23 protein-coding genes are annotated in these 17,380 nt (G+C 59.2%); 16 read left to right on the top strand and 7 right to left on the bottom strand.

The genetic code is table 11. The features are described 5' to 3' along the window. Positions 1 to 103 precede the first annotated feature (103 nt). The 4 genes from C8K61_RS12910 to C8K61_RS12890 all read right to left on the bottom strand — a co-directional run bounded on the left by C8K61_RS12910 (position 104) and on the right by C8K61_RS12890 (position 2,093). The gene (locus tag C8K61_RS12910; protein ID WP_108096662.1) at positions 104 to 277 is read right to left on the bottom strand and encodes a carbon storage regulator; all 174 of its coding nucleotides are present in this window, start codon (positions 275 to 277) and stop codon (positions 104 to 106) included. Positions 278 to 558: 281 nt separating this feature from the next. Beyond that, positions 559 to 1,335, bottom strand: a complete 777-nt coding sequence (locus tag C8K61_RS12905) for a hypothetical protein (RefSeq protein WP_108096661.1) — start codon at positions 1,333 to 1,335, stop codon at positions 559 to 561. Between the two features lie 16 nt (positions 1,336 to 1,351). Next, a complete protein-coding gene (gene csrA, locus C8K61_RS12900; RefSeq protein WP_108096660.1) occupies positions 1,352 to 1,528 on the bottom strand; it encodes a carbon storage regulator CsrA in 177 nt (58 codons plus the stop codon). Between the two features lie 412 nt (positions 1,529 to 1,940). Further along, positions 1,941 to 2,093 (bottom strand): DUF1391 family protein, encoded by a 153-nt coding sequence (locus tag C8K61_RS12890; protein ID WP_108096658.1) that lies wholly within the window; start codon positions 2,091 to 2,093, stop codon positions 1,941 to 1,943. 467 nt (positions 2,094 to 2,560) lie between these two features. On the opposite strand from C8K61_RS12890, the gene C8K61_RS12885 reads away from it, so the two are divergent. Further along, on the top strand, positions 2,561 to 2,875 hold the full coding sequence (locus C8K61_RS12885) for a DUF1654 domain-containing protein (RefSeq protein WP_108096657.1): 315 nt from the start codon (positions 2,561 to 2,563) through the stop codon (positions 2,873 to 2,875). Positions 2,876 to 2,974: 99 nt separating this feature from the next. On the opposite strand, the gene C8K61_RS12880 is transcribed toward C8K61_RS12885, so the two are convergent. From C8K61_RS12880 to C8K61_RS12870, 3 genes are all read right to left on the bottom strand, one after another. Further along, positions 2,975 to 3,889 (bottom strand): hypothetical protein, encoded by a 915-nt coding sequence (locus C8K61_RS12880; RefSeq protein WP_108096656.1) that lies wholly within the window; start codon positions 3,887 to 3,889, stop codon positions 2,975 to 2,977. Further along, positions 3,886 to 4,347: a hypothetical protein gene (locus C8K61_RS12875; RefSeq protein ID WP_146174283.1), complete on the bottom strand. Its 462-nt coding sequence runs from the start codon at positions 4,345 to 4,347 to the stop codon at positions 3,886 to 3,888. Before C8K61_RS12875 ends, C8K61_RS12880 begins: the two co-directional genes overlap by 4 nt. A gap of 83 nt (positions 4,348 to 4,430) precedes the next feature. Next, positions 4,431 to 5,318: a LexA family transcriptional regulator gene (locus tag C8K61_RS12870; protein ID WP_108096654.1), complete on the bottom strand. Its 888-nt coding sequence runs from the start codon at positions 5,316 to 5,318 to the stop codon at positions 4,431 to 4,433. A gap of 106 nt (positions 5,319 to 5,424) precedes the next feature. Between C8K61_RS12870 and C8K61_RS12865 the strand changes: the two genes are divergently transcribed. The 15 genes from C8K61_RS12865 to C8K61_RS12790 all read left to right on the top strand — a co-directional run bounded on the left by C8K61_RS12865 (position 5,425) and on the right by C8K61_RS12790 (position 17,352). Then, a complete protein-coding gene (locus tag C8K61_RS12865) occupies positions 5,425 to 5,619 on the top strand; it encodes a Cro/CI family transcriptional regulator (RefSeq protein ID WP_108096653.1) in 195 nt (64 codons plus the stop codon). An 89-nt stretch (positions 5,620 to 5,708) separates the two neighbouring features. Further along, a complete protein-coding gene (locus tag C8K61_RS12860) occupies positions 5,709 to 6,338 on the top strand; it encodes a hypothetical protein (RefSeq protein WP_108096652.1) in 630 nt (209 codons plus the stop codon). A gap of 11 nt (positions 6,339 to 6,349) precedes the next feature. Then, on the top strand, positions 6,350 to 7,090 hold the full coding sequence (locus tag C8K61_RS12855; RefSeq protein ID WP_108096940.1) for a helix-turn-helix domain-containing protein: 741 nt from the start codon (positions 6,350 to 6,352) through the stop codon (positions 7,088 to 7,090). Beyond that, complete coding sequence (locus tag C8K61_RS12850) at positions 7,087 to 7,776, top strand: replication protein P (protein WP_108096651.1); 690 nt, start codon at positions 7,087 to 7,089, stop codon at positions 7,774 to 7,776. Before C8K61_RS12855 ends, C8K61_RS12850 begins: the two co-directional genes overlap by 4 nt. Before the next feature lie 213 nt (positions 7,777 to 7,989). Next, on the top strand, positions 7,990 to 8,346 hold the full coding sequence (locus C8K61_RS12840) for a Ref family recombination enhancement nuclease (protein ID WP_256589421.1): 357 nt from the start codon (positions 7,990 to 7,992) through the stop codon (positions 8,344 to 8,346). Then, on the top strand, positions 8,343 to 8,633 hold the full coding sequence (locus C8K61_RS26990; RefSeq protein WP_256589420.1) for a hypothetical protein: 291 nt from the start codon (positions 8,343 to 8,345) through the stop codon (positions 8,631 to 8,633). The genes C8K61_RS12840 and C8K61_RS26990 overlap by 4 nt, the downstream gene beginning before the upstream one ends. Next, a complete protein-coding gene (locus tag C8K61_RS12835) occupies positions 8,602 to 8,961 on the top strand; it encodes a DUF1064 domain-containing protein (RefSeq protein ID WP_256589437.1) in 360 nt (119 codons plus the stop codon). The genes C8K61_RS26990 and C8K61_RS12835 overlap by 32 nt, the downstream gene beginning before the upstream one ends. Before the next feature lie 342 nt (positions 8,962 to 9,303). Beyond that, the gene (locus tag C8K61_RS12825; RefSeq protein ID WP_108096646.1) at positions 9,304 to 9,693 is read left to right on the top strand and encodes an antiterminator Q family protein; all 390 of its coding nucleotides are present in this window, start codon (positions 9,304 to 9,306) and stop codon (positions 9,691 to 9,693) included. A gap of 194 nt (positions 9,694 to 9,887) precedes the next feature. Continuing rightward, positions 9,888 to 10,211, top strand: coding sequence for a phage holin, lambda family (locus tag C8K61_RS12820; protein WP_108096645.1), 324 nt, complete (start codon positions 9,888 to 9,890; stop codon positions 10,209 to 10,211). Beyond that, positions 10,208 to 10,942, top strand: coding sequence for a hypothetical protein (locus C8K61_RS12815; protein WP_108096644.1), 735 nt, complete (start codon positions 10,208 to 10,210; stop codon positions 10,940 to 10,942). Before C8K61_RS12820 ends, C8K61_RS12815 begins: the two co-directional genes overlap by 4 nt. Positions 10,943 to 11,059: 117 nt before the next feature. Beyond that, positions 11,060 to 11,605, top strand: a complete 546-nt coding sequence (locus tag C8K61_RS12810; RefSeq protein ID WP_108096643.1) for a terminase small subunit — start codon at positions 11,060 to 11,062, stop codon at positions 11,603 to 11,605. Beyond that, positions 11,577 to 13,574: a phage terminase large subunit family protein gene (locus tag C8K61_RS12805; RefSeq protein ID WP_108096642.1), complete on the top strand. Its 1,998-nt coding sequence runs from the start codon at positions 11,577 to 11,579 to the stop codon at positions 13,572 to 13,574. The genes C8K61_RS12810 and C8K61_RS12805 overlap by 29 nt, the downstream gene beginning before the upstream one ends. Further along, on the top strand, positions 13,565 to 13,798 hold the full coding sequence (locus tag C8K61_RS12800) for a hypothetical protein (protein ID WP_108096641.1): 234 nt from the start codon (positions 13,565 to 13,567) through the stop codon (positions 13,796 to 13,798). Before C8K61_RS12805 ends, C8K61_RS12800 begins: the two co-directional genes overlap by 10 nt. After that, the gene (locus C8K61_RS12795) at positions 13,785 to 15,332 is read left to right on the top strand and encodes a phage portal protein (protein WP_108096640.1); all 1,548 of its coding nucleotides are present in this window, start codon (positions 13,785 to 13,787) and stop codon (positions 15,330 to 15,332) included. The genes C8K61_RS12800 and C8K61_RS12795 overlap by 14 nt, the downstream gene beginning before the upstream one ends. Further along, positions 15,256 to 17,352 (top strand): ClpP-like prohead protease/major capsid protein fusion protein, encoded by a 2,097-nt coding sequence (locus C8K61_RS12790; RefSeq protein WP_108096639.1) that lies wholly within the window; start codon positions 15,256 to 15,258, stop codon positions 17,350 to 17,352. Before C8K61_RS12795 ends, C8K61_RS12790 begins: the two co-directional genes overlap by 77 nt. Positions 17,353 to 17,380 lie beyond the last annotated feature (28 nt).

The raw sequence follows: 17,380 nt of genomic DNA, 5'->3' as shown, positions 1-17,380 counted from the left end.
TGGAATTGCGTGCATAGGTCGCCACCCTGTCCGGAAGAGTCTTCCGCAAGGTCCAACCGGTAAGGTGGCGGCGTATGTAGGCGGGGGTGAAGCGGGGAGGGGGCTAGCGCTTGATATGCTTGGGCGTTTGGTTGCGGGCGTCGTCTCTGATTATCCGGACGTGTTTTGGTGCTTCGATTCCGATACGCACTTCGCCGTCGATAAATCCAACAATGGTGATTTTGATGTTGTCACCGACTCTGATGGTGTCGCCCCTGACGAGAACCTCATTCCACATAATTTTCCCCGCTTCGCAAAATGAACCGACTTCCCAAATTTAGGGGGAAATTTAGGAAATCGCTACCAGGCGTCCGTGCCTCGGTAGCTGCCATAGCTCGTTGGGTGTTGATGCGTCTGCATCGGGGTGTGATCTGGTAGGAGCCAATCCCTACACGGAGCCTGTTCATTGCTCGACTCTGCTGCATGGAGGCTGTCGCGTGGCGGCGGGATTCAGATCACACCCCGATGCAGCCTGCCGAAGCAGGTGATCGGGGCAGTTGTAAGCTGCCGGTTTACAACTCAGTCGTAGAGGTCGTAGCTGAAGTCGTCTTCTTCGCAATCGACGATCAGTTTTGCCGAGCCGAAGTAGAGCGCTGCGAGCATCTTTTCCCAGTCGGACCTGAAGTTGAGCTGCTTGCCGATGTTGGTGTCGTCGATCTGTACCGAGTAGACGCTGCCAACCTCATGCCCGTCTGCGTTTCGCCCTGTGCCGCCCTTCTCGAAGCTGACGTGAATTCTGTTTTTCAGGCTGTAGGCGCTCAACTCTTCGTTGCGACTTGAGTAGCTGCTGTAGTTGTCTCGATCTTTCGGCTTTTCGCTGAAAAAGATTCCGACCCCCGGGCCATATCCAGATTCTTGGAAGCGAATGTCTGGCCGCTCCCAGCCCTCACTTGCAGCATCTTCTTTGTGGTCAGCGAGGAAAGTTTCGATGAGCTTGCGTAGGCTGATTTCTCCGGGCAGCTCGTCCTTTTTGAGGACTTCGTTGATCGCTTCTTTGGCACGCCTAACCATGTCGCCTTCCACGCCACTGTTCTCCCAGGTCTCCTGCAGCGCCTTGGCGATCATGTGGTTGTAACGGGTGAGCTCGAACACTTCGGAAAGGTTGGATGGCAGCGCCGCTTTGACTGCTTGCTGCACAGCTTTGCCCATGTCGCCGTAGGAGCGGAATGCATCTTTGATGACTTCCGAAAACATCTTCTCGACGTGCTCGTCGATGATCTGGGCTGGTCGCTCGCCCAGTGCAAAGACACTGACACGATCGGTCAGCAGCTGCTGGAGGGTTTGTTGTTCGTTCATGGCTTGTCTCCGGTGCTCAGCAGGCGCTGGCCAGCTTGGGTTGCTTCAATTTCGCTTCAGGGCGCATCACTTTCACGTGCTTCGGCGCCGCGATGCCGATACGCACCTGGTTGCCATTCACTTCCACCACCGTGACGGTGATGTCGTCGCCTATCTGCAGGGTTTCGCCTACTCGGCGGGTGAGAATCAGCATGGTCCTTCTCCTTGGTTGGTTGCTTCCCGATGCACCCGGGTGAGCAGGTGCATCAGTGAATGGCCAATCAGGCTCTGGAGTCCCACAACGCGGCCATTTCCTCGTGTGTCGCGGCTACAGGGCCGGTTGCTCCACAGTCATCGCCAATGAGCGATATCGGCGTTTTCGTTCCGTCTGGCGCCACGTGGGTTATCCGGCTCAACTTCACGCTCTTGCACCAGAGGCAAGGCCGCCTGCCGGTGATGCTGAGCATTTCCATCTGGTCGCTCGGTATCGCCATTTATTCAGCCCTCCCAGGCGCTGCGGCCGATCCATTGACCTTCGTAACGATGTGCACCGCACTTTGGGCAGAAGAGGTGAATGCCGTCCCGACCCAGGCAGGAGACGCCCGCGTTGCCGCAGGCTCTGCAACTCAGCGAACCCGACGAGCCAGCCACTTCTCGGCGCCTGCGCGGGTTTTAAAGTTCTTGTACGCGGTGAAGGCGAGGGCGGTGAAAGTGCCGTCCGGCTCCGGTACTACGCCGCGGAGCAGTGACTCGTTGTTGCCAAGATTCAAGGTTTCCATAGTGCTCTCCGGTGGTCATCCCAAAGCACCCGGTTGCCCAGGTGCTTCAGTGATGCATTCCGTGTTTCTAGCTCCGTTTCCCACGGTGGCCTTGGGTGCCTTCCGGCTATCTCGCTACACGTCTGCCGGGTTTCCCCACCACTGCCCGCCGTTGCACATTTCGTGGTCGATGCTCTTGCGGGTGGCTGTGTAACTTCGCGTCCTCCATTTGGGAGTCCGGCCAGTTCCAGAGCTGGCATGGGGCGTGAAATTTATGGTTCGCGCTTTACGGTTGCCCGGATCACGCCGCGAAGGTCTCAAGCTGTTAAAGAACGTTCCGGGTTGCCCCGAGGCATCGCTGCCGTGTTGGAATCAAGTTAACCATCGGTATATTTCAACGTCAATACCGATGGTTAATTTATTTTTATGGGGTGTGCGTTATCCTTTCGCCAATACTGTATGGGTATCCAGTAGTAAGGGGAAAAGGCATGGCCAAGCAAAGGAAGGGAGAAGTGGGTAGTAAGAAGGAACTGACAGGCCTTGAGCGCCTCGGGCTCAGGGTGTCAGCAATGATCCAGTCGCCTATATCGCAGCTGAACCGAAGCGTGTTGATCCACCGCCTGGACACGGATGAGGATGAAGCGTGGGATGGGGTGATGGGGCTGCTGGCCGAAACCGACGGGCTTCATCTGCTATTCGATGACGACGGCAACGTGATGGTGAGCTGGGAGAAGGAGGAGGGTGGTGATTCGCCGCCCGAGCGCGAAGCAGAACCGATCACTGAGGCCGAGATTCCTTTCTGACCAGACACGAAAAAGCCCCGCCAAATGCGGGGCTTTTGATTTGAGGGCAACGGCCAGATCGTCGGAAGTACCCTTAGAGCGTCGTCGTACTGCTGGATGTCACTCAACGCTTAGCAGATGGCGTTTGAAGACATCTCTTTTGTCCACTGAGTCCCAGTATTTAAGTGTTTCCACTTGGATTCGGGCGTGAGACGCAATCTTCAGCTTTTGTACCTCTTCCGTGAGCTTGAGGGGGAAGCGCACAAGCATTTTGCCTTCTGCTGTTCTGATTGCCAGGCGGCCGGTATCAGTAATCCCTGCGACCGTTCCTTCAACGCTTTCGTTGTATCGTTCGGGCTCATTGACAGTGTCAAGCAGGGCCCTGACCCGAGTGATCTCGTCAGGCCGCCCTTCCCATCGCCGTGGTCCATCAGTAGCGTTCCAAGAGAACTGCACCGCTAATCCAGCCTTATCCAACCCCCTCATGAACTCGCCCAGTTGATGAGCCGACTTTCCGCCTACGGCATCTACTGCGTCGTAAAAGTCAGCTTGGTTCGAGTTGAGAAGGCGAAAGGTCTGGACCAGTGTGGCTTGAAGCAGACTGTTACCAGTCAGGTCAGGCATAGCATTTCCAGTAATCAACACGTGTGTTGAGCCAGGTGCAATTCCTGCCAACTTAAAATTAAGTGCGCTCACCACGTCAGCGGCGGCCCCCCGGACAGCATCTCGCCCGTAGCGCAATCGATGCGCCGCATATTTCCACGACCGAGATAGCGGGCCGATGGTGTCCATGAAGGTGTCTAGGGAGATGCTGCCATTTGCTTGAGGCCCTATAAGCCTTACGTCTAGCAGCTCACCCAGCTCATCAGCCTCTACCAACGCCACCTTCTTTGACACTGCCTGAGCCGCAGCTTCTTGGTTTTTTGCTGCCAGTTGCAGGAAGAAATCGTTCGGATTTTCCTTAGCACGGCGTTGAGTGTCCTCGGCAAAACCCTTCAGGGAATTGGCGTGATCACGTAGAAACGAGCTGCTCATAATGTGATCTCCGCGAATCCTTTGGCCGTAACTCTGTCGTGGCAAAACCCAAGAATACCCCTCCAGTACGCCTCACGATGGAATATCTGATGGGCCTCCGGGATTTCGAGGTAAAAGTCTAGGTTATACAGCGCCTCGGCGTTGGCGCGATCTAAAAGCTGCTGGACCTGATGTTGAATTGCTGCGGGTGCCTGGGCGCCATTGGCCCACGTTGGTGACCAAAAGACGCAGTCGATATCGCTGGGTTCAGGCTTTTCCGTCAAAAAAGATCCGTCTAGCCAGAGCTGGCCCGATACGCCAGCAGCCTGAAGGGCGTTTGACCAGATCGTGAATTTAGCGAAAAGATCCGCTCGTTTTGCATCGGCCGGATACGGTTCAACTGCCAGTGCATGAAGCTCTGGCAATGACATCGGATGCATGCCAGGTGGCAGTAAAGCCGGAAAGTCAGGCTTGGCCATATGTGCGGAGTCCATTCAGCATCGATCATTCCTTGCCCCGCGATTTGGCGGGTCGTCTCAGTTACATCATAGTCAGTCGTGCACTACACGCGCTTTGCGTTCCACACCAGTAAAACCCTGGCTTGAATATAGGTCTCATCCACCCGAATCTCTTCTGGGGAGTGGAGAGCGTTATCCGAAATCATTTTGAAGTGCTCGCCGCCCTTCAGCTGCAGGCGCTTGATGTAGAAAAGGCCCTGCCAGGTGAAGGCGTAAATTCCGTCACCGGTGAACTCGCGGATGCTGGCATCCACGATCATGGGGTCTTTGTCCTGGATCGTCGGCGCCATCGACTGACCGTCGCCGGTGATCATTTTCAGGTGTCGCGGATCTTCGTACTTCACGCCGAGCTCACGCAGGTGCTGCTGGCTCACCGTGACGTCTTTGAAGAGCTCCGGGAAGTCGTGCACTTGTTTGCCGTTACCCATGGCGCCCTGGACGTCGTAGTGGGCAATACGGATCTCGTCGCCCACCGGCGCACGCCGCGAGAAGTCGGCAACGATTACGTTGCTCTGGTCTGCCGGCGCGAGCGCCTGTTCGGCCAGCGACTCGGTAACGGCGTCGGCGATCTTCTGCCGAGTTTCCTCTGGAAGCCCTTTCCCGTGCTTCGCCAGCATCTTCTTCACCTGGTCCGCCGCACTCGAAGGCGCGGCGACGGCCTGTACTCGAGACAATCCCTTAATTTCGTCCGCCAGGCGAGGGCTGAACGCTTCCACAGGGACTTGCAGCACTCGAGAAAGCACGGCCGCGAACTGAGCGTTCAAGGGGTTGATGCCTTTGAAATAAAGGTTCACAGCAGCCGGTGTCATGTTCGCTTCGTCGGCGATTTTCTTTTGGCTGAGCTTCAGCTCATTTTTCTTGGCCAAAAAAAGCTCATGAGCAGCTGTGCACTCGGCGATGCGGTCGGCGGGGAGGATGCGTTTCTTTGTCATCGCGCGAATTTAAACCAATGGTTAAAAATAAGAAGAAACCATCGGTATTGATTGAAAGTTAACAGATGGTTAATATCGTGCCAAAGAACACCCCCGAGGCACGACCATGAATGAAACCTCCCTCGCTGCATTTGTGGCTGAGAAAGGGCAGTCGGAAGCAGCCAGGCTCCTTGGCGTAACCGCCCCCGCAATCCACAAGGCGCTATCTGCGAAACGCGATATCCGCGTGCTTCAGCTACCTGCTGGTGGCTTTGAGGCGAAAGAGCTGCGCCCGTTTCCTTCGCAAAAAAACGCTGCTTAGCCGCTCCGGCGGCGCCGGCGTCTCGGTGGTTTAGAAAATTTGGTAGGGCCGTGTTGTTCATGGCTCCACGATAAAAGCAGGTGCTAACCATGAATACGTCCAACCTCAGACACTCCCTCAGCCGTGACCAGGTGCTGGTGGCGCACGCCGCCGAGATGATCGCGCGCACCAGCCTCAGCCAGGACGACTTCGCCGAAGAGCTGAGCCGCCAGATTCACCTTTCGATTCCTGACAAGGCCCGTGCCAAGGATGTGCCCGACTTCCAGGCCCTGGCCGGGACCAACGACACCTCGGCCTTCGTGAAGGCGTCGGGCAGCTGGCTGCGCCGCGTTAATCGCTGGCTGAGTGGAGAGGTTGAGTTGGCCAGCTGGATCGAAGAGGCCTGGGTGTTGGCGCTGGACGAAGAGCACCGGGAGCGCTGCATCAACGAGTTGGCCAGCCGCCACGGCCTGATCGGCGCTCGAGCTTCCGGCGTCGACGAGCATCCTGTGACTGCCTTCGGCCTGTTCGTCGCCCACATGGGCCAGGCGGTGGCGAAGGGCAGCGATGTGCTCGCCGACGGCGTTATCGACGAATCCGACGTACCAAACCTGCCAGTGTTTATCGAGCACCTGCTTTCGGTGGAGGCCCGCGCTTGCGAGGTTCGCCAGCGTGCCCAGGTCGTGCTCGCGGCAAACAGAGGGAAAACTCCTCTCCGTGTGGCAGGAACTGCGCAGTGAGCGTTCAAGCAATGTCCTGGGCGCTCGCACAGCGCGATCTAAAAGACTCCAGTGCGCGGCACGTTCTGCTCTGCCTCGCTAACTACGCCGGATCGGATGGCCGCGGTGCCTTTCCCTCGGCGACCACGCTGAGTGCTGACACAGGCCTTTCCGAACGCACCGTCCGTTACAAGCTCGACGACCTGGAGAAGGCCGGCTTGATCGTTCGCGGTAACCAGGCGATCGCGGCCGTTCATATCGACCGCCATGACCGTCGCCCGGTGGTTTACGACCTCCTACTTAAGCGGGGTGCAGAATCTGCACCCCGATCAGAACGGGGTGCAAATGACGGCACGGGGTGCAACCTACAACAGGACGGGGTGCAGATTTCGACAGAACGGGGTGCAGCCGCTGCACCCAATACGTCAATTAACCATCAAGTAACCGAAGAGCAGCCGCTGCCCGCCAAAACGCCCGAGGAAGTCATCGACGAATCTCAGCGTTTCGCCATGTTCCCCGAGTGGACACCAACATCCCGCCACCTGAAAGCCCAGCTGACCCTGATGGCGTTCCCTGTCGGCTACGAAATCCAGGACGACGTGTTCCGCAGCTTCCTGGCTTACCACTGCGCTCGGCCTGCCGTGTTCGACAGCCAGGGTGGATGGGCAAACCGATTGGCGACCTGGGCGAAACGTGAGCGCGTTGCTGGCGCTGGAGAACCGGTGACCGATGACGACGACACCAGCTGGCTTAACGGCGAGGGGCAGGTATGAAAACCACAACCGAGCTCACTGCAAACCTGTGGAAAGGCCCCGTGCCAGCCATGCCGGCGCCGGCCAGTCTAGACGCTTTGGCGGCCGATGCAGTGCTCAGCAAAGAAACCGCCATGGTGGTTAACCGGCTGTTCCGCGAGCTGCGCTCGATCCACTCCGCATGGAAAACGTCATGGCCGGACATGGAGTCGTACAAGGACGCTAAGCGGACTTGGACGAAGGCTTTGATGGAGGCCTCGGTCAGCGACATTGACCAGCTTCGCTTTGGCCTCATGCGTTCCCGCCAGGGCGGGTCGCCATTCATCCCAGCGCCTGGCGACTTCATCAAGTCGTGCGAGCCCACAGCCGAAATGCTGGGCCTGCCTGATGTTTCGGTTGCATACCGTGAGGCTTGCCGCCTGGTGCACCCGTCGATGGCAGGGCGTGGGCGTTGGAGCCATAACGCGATTTATCACGCCGCCAAGGAATCAGGTTTCGACAACCTCAACAGGCTCGACGGTACTTTGGGGCTGAAGCTCTTCGAACGGAATTACACGATTGCCGTCCGCCGCTTGGTGTCGGGTCAGCCTCTCCAGGCCATGCCGAAAGGTCTCCCAACGGAGGTTGCGGCTCGGCGAACGCCAGAAGTGGCCCGCGCTGCTCTCAATGCCCTGCGCTGCCAGGTAGGTGGTCGCCATGTCCAATAGCCTGGCGCTGACCCCAAAGTTGAATGCCGACAGCACGCCGATTCGTGACTGCTGGGTGACCACGGACCGATACACCGTTGCCCTGTGCCACTTGCCCAGGGACAGATGGACAGTGACTCGTCCCGGTGGACGTGCGCCGTTCGCCTATACCGGCGACGAGCAAGAGGTATTTCGCCTGATCCTGGCTGACCGTGCGGCGTCGAAGGTGCCGGCATGATGAAGGGGCGATCGGTCACCAAGGAGCAGAAGCGCTGGCACGACATGCTGGTCAACGAAGTGGGCTGCATTGCCTGCATCTGGCATGGGCGGGTCAACAACCACTGCTCCATCCACCACTGCGACGGCCGCACCAAGCCGCACGCGCACTGGTACGTGCTGCCGCTCTGCGAGTTGCACCACCAGCACGGCGGGGAGGGCGTCGCCTTCCACCACAACAAATTCCGGTTTGAACAGCGTTACGGCACCCAGGAGGAGCTGCTGCAGCGCTGCTGCGAATTGCTGGCGCGCGGCGGCCAAGATATCCCCGCCGGCTTTATGGCCTGGCTTGATGGAACGGAGATAGAAGCGTGAAAACAACCCTGCGAAAGCATCGCCACCACCCTGACGGCTGGAGCCTGAATCTGTACATGACCTTCGAGAGCATGACCATTGCCGGCTGGGTGCCGAAAGGGCTGCATCTGCTCGAGCACCCGGCGGGCTACAGCATCACTGCGGAGTTCGGTTCGGTTGATGGCTTCCCCTGCTGGAAGTACCGCACGACCACACCTGCCGGCGGCACCCTGGGCACGTACCCTTCAGTTGCTGGCGCTGCACTCTGGATTGATCGTGATATTCGGGCGGCCTTCCGTGCAGGCTAAGCGGCGCCTCCAGGCGCTCGGCCGGTTGCCTGCCGGGGAGATGAACAAAACCGAGCAGGCTTATGACCTGGTGCTGAAGATGCGGCAGATGGCCGGTGAGATTCTTTGGTACCGCTTCGAAGGTGTGAAGTTGCGCCTGGCCAAGAACACGTTCTACACCGCCGACTTCTTCGTCATGGCTGCCAGCGGCGTGCTTGAGGTCCACGAGGTTAAGGGCTTCTGGACCGACGATGCTCGCGTGAAGACCAAGGTGGCCGCCGCAGAGTACCCGTTCCGGTTTCTGGGTGTGACCAAGAGCAAGTCAGGCTGGCATTTCGAGGAATTCTGATGGCGATACCGAAGCGGCATGGGCCATCCAGAACGATAGAGGTCGTCCCATTGGGGCGTTGCGAGATCTGCCGGGGCGCCGGCGTGTTGAAGGGGATATTTCACGAAATGGCCTGTGCCGGGTGCAACGGGTCGGGCCTGGTGCACAGAGAGACCGGCGAGGCACTGGCCGCTGAAGCGATGGTCACCCAGTTGAGGCTGAGGCTGAACCACGCGAATCGGCAGATTCAACACCTCGAAAGCCAGCGGCCCAAGGTCGATGGTGCTGCACAGGATTACGCGCAAGACCGAAACCGCCGAGGCACTGGCGGTGGTAACTGGACTGGGGACTGAGGACAGCAGCATGAAGAAGCGTGCGTATGTGGGGAAAGCGCTGGGTGACACCGAGTACTTGCTGGAGCAGTGGGGCTGGTGGCGCATGGATGGTATGGGGGTGCCACGCTATGTGTCGCCGCTGCATGCGTTGATGCGGGATAACACCAACTGCGTGGGTGGGGTAAAGAGCTATGTCATCGTCGACGACCTGGCCTTGGTAGTGGACAGCGCGGTGGCGCGCCTCACTCGACGGAACCAGCAGATGGGCGATTTCATCTGGCTGTACTTCGGGGCGAAGTGGCCAGCTCTGCGGGTTGGCCGTCAGTTCGACGTGAGCGAGGCGAAGGCGCGAGAGCTAATCAAAACAGGGGTGGCATGGATCGATTGTGCTCTCGAAGAATTTCGCGCGGCTGCGTAAAAAGTTCTTTCCGCGCGGATAAACACCTGTTTTCATGTAACCATTGCAACGCAGCGAACGACAGAAAAGCCCTGGCCATTGAGCCGGGGCTTTTTCGTTTCTGTTATGTCTGAACACACGCACGCGCTTCCCCAGCGCCTTTGCCCAGCCACTGACTGGGCGTTTTTACAACCCACCAGAACGAGTACACACCGATGCCGGAAAAAGACCCGACGTTGTGGCTATCGCTGTGGCTCGCTCTCACCACCTCATCCACCTGGAAGGGGGCAATAATGGCCACGTTTATCTCCGTACTCCGCATCCTGTATGACGGGAAGGAAAAACGGTGGACCCGGATTGTGCTGGAAGCATTGATCTGTGGCTGCCTTTCGCTGGCAGCGTCTGGACTGATCGAGTGGCTGGGTTGGCCATCCAGCATGGCGGTCGCCTGTGGCGGTGCCATTGGCTTTCTCGGTGTGACCACCATTCGCGAAGCCCTGCTTAAGTGGACTGATCGGCGCGTTTCAGACACGCCGTGATCAAGATCGAAGCCAAGGGCCTGCAAGATAGGCTCGACGAGCTGACTGACCTTGAGCAGCGGCAGCTGCCCTATGTGGTGGCCCTGGCGCTGACGCAGACAGGGCAGCAGGTGAAGGAGCGCCTGGAGCTGGAAATGCGCACGGTCTTCGATAGGCCCACGCGATGGACGCTCAACAGCCTGCGTCTGTTCCCTGCCACCAAGGAGAAGCCAGTCGCCCGAGTCTGGATGAAGAACGAGGCCGACAAGGCAGCACCTGCTACCAGATGGCTCACGCCTCAGGTCTACGGCGGATCACGTCAGGACAAGGGCAGCGAGCGCCTACTGCGTGCCAAGGGCATCCTCCCCGAGGGTCGCTATATGGTGCCAGGCAAGGACGCCAAGCTGGATGCCTTTGGCAACCTGGGCAAGGGCCAGATACAACGGATCATCTCAGGCCTTGGTGCACAGCAGGATAAGTACGCCAACAGCACCGACAGCAAGCGCAGCATTGCCAACCTCAAGCGCTACTTCGTGATGTACGCAGGCAAGGGCACAGCCCGCCGCGCCATCGGCATAGGCGAGCGAACAGGGAAGGGCAAGGACAAGATCAAGCTGGTCATGGCCTTCGTTGCTCGGCCTGGCTACCGCAAAGAGTTCGACTTCTTCGCCATCGCAGACCGCGTTGCCGAGGACCAGCTGCCGATTCAGTTCGAGCTGGCCCTGGCAAGGGCTATGGCCACACGTCGCTAGCCTGTACCAGGGTGGTGCGTCATGGGTCCTCCCGAGGGGGTGGCCCCTAGGGGGTAATTCGAGCCCCGCGCGCCAACTATGTATGACCTAAATTCAGAGGTTGGTTGTTGTTTAATCATGGCCAAAAACGAAACAACCAAGCAGCGCGGATGGTTGAACAAATCCGACATGGCTTCGAGCCTGGGGATTTCTCCGCAAGCCTTTGATAAATGGGGCGTGGAGCCGGTTTCGCGTATTGGCCGAGAGGCGTTTTATCGGGTGCAAGATGTGGTGCAAAACCGCGTTGAACACGCCGGCCGGAAACAACAACTTGATGCTGATGGTGGGCAGGTTCTCGATCCGCTCATTGAGTACAAACTGGCCCAGGAAAAACTCCGCCTGACTTCAGCACAGGCTGATGCTCAGGAGCAGAAGAACCAGGTAGCCGCCCGAACGTTAGTACCGGCTCCATTCGCTACTTTCGCCCTCGCAAAAATCGCCGCCAAGATCGGCTCCAAGCTGGAGACGGTTTGTAAAACAGTTCGAAGCCGAATACCCGACGTCCCGCCCTTGGTGCTGGAGGCGTTCGAGCGTGAAATAGCGCTGGCAAGAAACATGGCCGTGGAGTTCGCCGACGACATACCGGAAATCCTAGATGAGTACGCTGCAACCCTGGACGACTGAGCTGAGTAAGGCCGTCGCTCTGGGGTTGCAGGGCATGTACAAGTCGCCGCCAATGACAGCAGTGGAGTGGGCTGAGGATGAAGAAGATGGCTTCTACATGTCGGCCGAATCCTCATACAACGAAGGCAAGTGGAAAACAGCCCCATTTCAGATAGCGATCTTGAACGCTATGGGCAATGACCTGATTAGGGTCGTTAACTTCGTGAAGTCGGCGCGTATTGGTTACACCAAGATGCTCATGGCGAACGTGGGTTACAAGATTCAGCACAAGCGTAGGAACGTGCTGATGTGGAGCCCGACTGATCCGGACGCCGAGGCGATAAGCAAAAGCCATGTAAACGGTTTGATTCGGGATGTGCCGAGCCTATTCGCCCTGGCTCCTTGGTATGGCCGCAAGCACAGCCATAACACGCTGGATACCAAGGTGTTCGCCAATCGCCGAACCCTTTGGACGCTCGGCGGCAAGGCCGCTCGCAACTACCGAGAGAAGTCCGCCGACGAGGTGATCTACGACGAACTGTCGAAGTTCGACGCTGACATTGAGGGCGAAGGCTCGCCGACTTTCTTGGGTGATCAGCGCCTACGCGGTGCGGTTTATCCGAAGTCAACCAGGGGATCTACCCCGGGAACCGAAGGTAGTTGCCAGGTCACGAAGGCGGCGGATGAATCGCCGAGGCGTATGCGGTATCACATCCCGTGCCCGCACTGTCATCACGAGCAGGTGCTTAAGTGGGGCGGGAAGGATTGCGCGCACGGTTTGAAGTGGCTCAGTAACGAGTTGAACGAGGCCACCGCCGCCTGGTACGCATGCGAGAGCGAGCACTGCGGGGCCACCTTTGAGCACCACGAAATGGTCAAAGCTTCGCAGCAGGGTCGTTGGATTTGCGAAGTGACCGGCATCTGGACTCGCGATGCAATGACCTGGTTCGGACCAGACGACCAGCCAATAAAGACGCCGCGCTCTGTAAGTTTTTACTGCTGGGCGATTTACAGCACTTGGACGGGCTGGCTCGAACTGGTGGACGAGTGGCTGAAAGTCAAAGGCGACCGCGAAAAACTCAAAACCTTCACCAACACGATTCTCGGAGAAGTATGGATCGAGGATCAGTCAGAGCGGATGGAGTGGGAAACCCTCTATGGCCGCCGCGAGATATACCCGCACACCGACTATGTTCCCGAGTGCGTGCTGGGCATTTTCGTTGGCATCGACACTCAGGACGACCGCTACGAAATCCGTCACTGGGGCTTCGGCGTCGGTGAGGAAGCGTGGCTGCTGCGAACATCGATCCTCACTGGCGACCCTGCCAGCGGCGAACTGCGGCGCAAGGTAGGGCTCGAGCTCAACAGGGAGTTCAAGCGGCCAGACGGTACGCCAATGCGCGTCGTGCGCGCCTGCTGGGATGCTGGCGGTCACTACTCAGACGAGGTGGCCGAGGAAAGCATCAAGCACGGGGTGCGCTGGGTGGTTCCGGTGTTCGGTGCCAGCACCTACGGTAAACCGATAGCCAACTTCCCACGGCGCCGCAAGAACAAGATCTACAAGACCGAGGTGGGCACCGATAACGCTAAAGAGCTGATCTACGGGCGCCTGAACATCGTCGTGCCTCAGCCTTGGGTTTCGACGCCGGGCTGCATCCACTTCCCGCTGATCGACTGGTGTGATGAAGACGAACTGAAGCAGATCACCGCCGAACGAAAGAAACCGGTGATGGTGAAGGGCAAGCGCGAAATGCGCTGGGACGCCGCAGGCCGTCGAAACGAAGCACTCGACTGCCTCGTGTACGCGCTGGCCGCCCTGCGTATCAGCCAAACCCGGTTCGGCTTCGACCTCGACGCGTTAGAGCGTCAGCGCCTCGCGGCCACTGATAAACAACCACAAGCCAAAACCCCGCCAGTGAAGCCTGAAGAGGCTGCTGCTGCGGTTACCAGTGACTGGCTGCAAACGGAAGGAAATGGTCCATGGCTCTGACCCTGGTGCAAGCGCGCGGCATGCTGCAGCGCTACCTCGACGCCGAGTTGGAAATTCTCGACGGGAAGTCCGTCACCTTCAGCGGTCGCACCCTGACCATGGTCGACCTGGCAGACATCCAAAAGGGCCGGTTGGAGTGGGAGCGCAAGGTTGCAACGCTGCAAGGCGCCGCGCGTGGCCGTAAGCCCTACAAACTAGCGAGCTTCAGCAATGAATGTGATTGATCGTCTGCTCGCCCCACTGGCGCCTGGGTTTGTGGCAGAGCGCATGCGCGCCCGCGCCGTCATCCAGGCTTACGAGGCCGCCCGGCCCACCCGCACACACAAGGCCAAGGGTGATCCCCGCAGCGCCGACGTGGCGCTGCAGCAGGCCGGGAAGTCGCTGCGTGATCAATGCCGCTGGCTCGACAACAACCACGACGTGGTCACCGGCATATTCGACCGCCTGGAAGAGCGGGTGGTCGGCGGCGCGGGTATCGCTGTTGAACCCCTGGTGCTGGACCTTGCGGGCGACGTGCACCTGGCATTTTGTGCACAGCTCAAGGCGGCCTGGGCTGAATGGTCCCTGCGCCCGGAAACGGCAGGTGAGCTGACACGGCCGCAGATGGAACAGCTGATGGTGCGCACCTGGTTGCGCGACGGCGAAGGCCTGGCCCAAAAGATCATGGGGCCGGTCGCCAATTACACGCACCTAACCCAGGTCCCATTCGCTCTCGAATTGCTCGAGCCTGACTACTTGCCCATGGAAGCAAACGACCAGTCCAAGGGCATCACCCAGGGCATCGAGCGAGACGCCTGGCGCCGGGTGAAGGCCTTTCACTTGCTGAAGTCGCACCCCGGCGACCTCATGAACGGCTTCTATCAGCAGACCAAACGGGTGGAAGCAGACCGAATCATCCACATTGCCTACCGCAAGCGGATTGGTCAGAACCGAGGTGTGCCGTTGCTGCACTCGGCGCTGATCCGCCTTGCAGACATCAAAGATTACGAGGAAAGCGAGCGCGTCGCGGCCCGTATTTCTGCTGCCATGGCCTTCTACATCAAGAAGGGCGAACCGCAGGACTACAACGCCGAGAACGCCGGCGAGCGCCGCGGTACTTTCCCGATCGCGCCGGGCATGGTCTTCGATGACCTGGCTCCAGGCGAAGACATCGGCATGTTCGAGAGCAACCGGCCGAACCCGTTTCTAGAAAGCTTCCGCAACGGAATGCTGCGCTGCGTTGCCGCTGCCGGCCGAAGTGCCTACTCCACCATCGCTCGTTCCTACGACGGCACCTACTCGGCCCAGCGCCAGGAGCTGGTCGAGGCGCAACTCGGCTATGACCTGCTTCAACACCAGTTCATCGATTACTGGTGCCGGCCCACCTACCGGACATTTGTACAAATCGCCATCGCCGCCGGGGTCATTCGGGTGCCGCCTGACGTGGACCAGCAAACCATTTTGTCGGCCGTGTACCAGGGGCCGGTGATGCCGTGGATTAACCCGGTTCATGAGGCGAACGCCTGGGAAGCCTTGGTTGAAGGCGGCTTCGCCGATGAGGCTGAGGTTGCACGGGCGAGGGGTCGTAACCCGCAGGAGCTCAAGAAATCTCGGGCTTCCGAGATCAAGCACAACCGGGAAGAGGGGCTGGTTTTCAGCTCGGACGCCTACCACCAGTTCTACGGGAAAAATGGAGGCGCCAATGGGCAGCCATCTCAAACTGAAAAACCTGATGGCGCCGATGGCAATGGCCGCCGCCGCTCAGCCGGCGCTGAGTGAAGAGACCGCTCCTAAAAACAGCTGGTACAGCATCAAGTCCCTGTCGCGCGGCACAGCCGAAATTCTGCTCTATGACGAGATCGGCGCCTGGGGCATCACCGCCCGGCAGTTTGCCAAGGACCTTAAGGCACTGGGCGATTTGAGCCGCATTGATCTGCGCGTCCACTCCCCGGGCGGCGACGTGTTCGAAGGCACGGCCATCTACAACCTGCTCAAGCACCATCCGGCCCGCGTCGATGGCTACGTCGATGGCCTGGCCGCTTCGATGGCCACCGTAATTCTCATGGCCTGCGACGTCGTCTACATCCCCGAGAACGGGCTGATGATGGTTCACAAGCCATGGGGTATCACCGGCGGTGATGCCGACGACATGCGCCGCTACGTCGAGCTGCTCGACAAGATCGAGGACACCATGGTCATGGCTTACGCCAGCAAGACCGGGAAGTCCGCAGAAGACATCAAGGCCCTTCTGAAGGAAGAGACCTGGATGACCGGTAAGGAGGCCATTGAGGCCGGATTTGCCGACCAACTGACTGAGCCGCTCGCCGCGGCAGCTCACCTCAACTCGAAACGCATGCAGGAGTTCAACCACATGCCCGAAGCACTGAAAGCTCTGCTGCAGCCGCGCGCGTCCACTCACGTGCCGCCTGTTGCTCAACCGGCGGCACCTGCCGCTCCCGCGCCAGTCGCTGTTGTCCCCTCTGCTGCTGAAGTGGTAGCCCAGGCTAACGCCGCTGAGGACACTCGTCGTGCCGGCATCCGCGCCATCTTCACTCCGTTCGGCGAATCCCACGCCGCGCTGATGACTGAAGCGTTGCTGGATCGCAACCAAACCGTGGAAGCGGTACAGGCCAAGCTGCTGGCCACCCTGGCCACCGGCACCGAGCCCTCCGCGGCTGCTCCTGGGCGTAGCGGCGCCAATGCTCACATCTACGCCGGTAACGGCAACCTGGTGGGCGACTCTGTGCGCGCGTCGCTTATGGCCCGAGCGGGTCACGAGCAGAATCAGCCGGATAACGTCTACAACCACATGAGTCTGCGCGAGCTGGCCCGTGCTTCGCTGCATGATCGTGGTATCGGGGTCGCCACCCTGGATCCGATGCGAATGGTCGGCCTGGCCTTCACTCACACTACTAGCGACTTCGGCATCATCCTGATGGATGTAGCCAACCGTTCGATGCTGGCGGGCTGGGACCTGGCGGAGGAGACCTTCCAGCTGTGGACCAAGAAAGGTCAGTTGAGCGACTTCAAGGTCTCGCACCGCATTGGCCTGGGCGAGTTCCCGTCGCTGCGTCAGGTGCGCGAAGGCGCCGAGTACAAGTACGTGACTGTGGGCGAAAACAGCCAACAGATCGCCCTGGCTACCTATGGTGAGCTGTTCAGCATCACCCGCCAGGCCATCATCAACGACGACATGAACCTGCTGACCGACATCCCTAAAAAGATGGGCGAAGCGGCAAAGGGCACCATCGGCGATTTGGTTTACGGCATCCTGACCAGTAACCCGAACCTGTCTGATGGAAAACCTCTTTTCCAGGCTGCTGACCACAAAAACCTGCAAACCGGTGCCGGTTCTGCGCTGAGTGTGGATAGTCTCGACAAGGGGCGGACGATGATGCGCACTCAGAAGACCAGCAAGGATGCAGGCAAAGAGCGTCCGCTCAACATTCGCCCGGCCTTCGTGCTGACCCCAGTTGCCCTGGAATCCAAGGCGTTGCAACTGATCAACTCCACCTCGGTTCCGACCGCTCAGGTTAACCAAGGAGTAGCCAACCCCATTCAGGGCATGGCCAAGGTGATCTCCGATGCCCGCCTGGATGACGTGTCGTCCACGGCCTGGTATCTGGCTGCTGCGCAGGGCAAGGACACCATCGAGGTGGCGTACCTCAATGGCGTTGAGACCCCGTACATGGAGCAGCAGCAAGGCTTCACCGTCGACGGCGTGGCCACCAAGGTTCGCATCGACGCTGGCGTTGCGCCGCTGGACTTCCGTGGCCTGGGCAAGGCGAACGGCGCCTAACAGCTCACAGCCATACCAAACCCCGCCA

Origin of the sequence: Pseudomonas sp. GV071 (assembly GCF_003050835.1) — a bacterium.
Taxonomy (GTDB): Bacteria; Pseudomonadota; Gammaproteobacteria; order Pseudomonadales; family Pseudomonadaceae; genus Aquipseudomonas.
The sequence above is the reverse complement of the archived record's forward strand: the minus strand, read 5'-3'. Positions and strand labels throughout refer to the sequence as shown.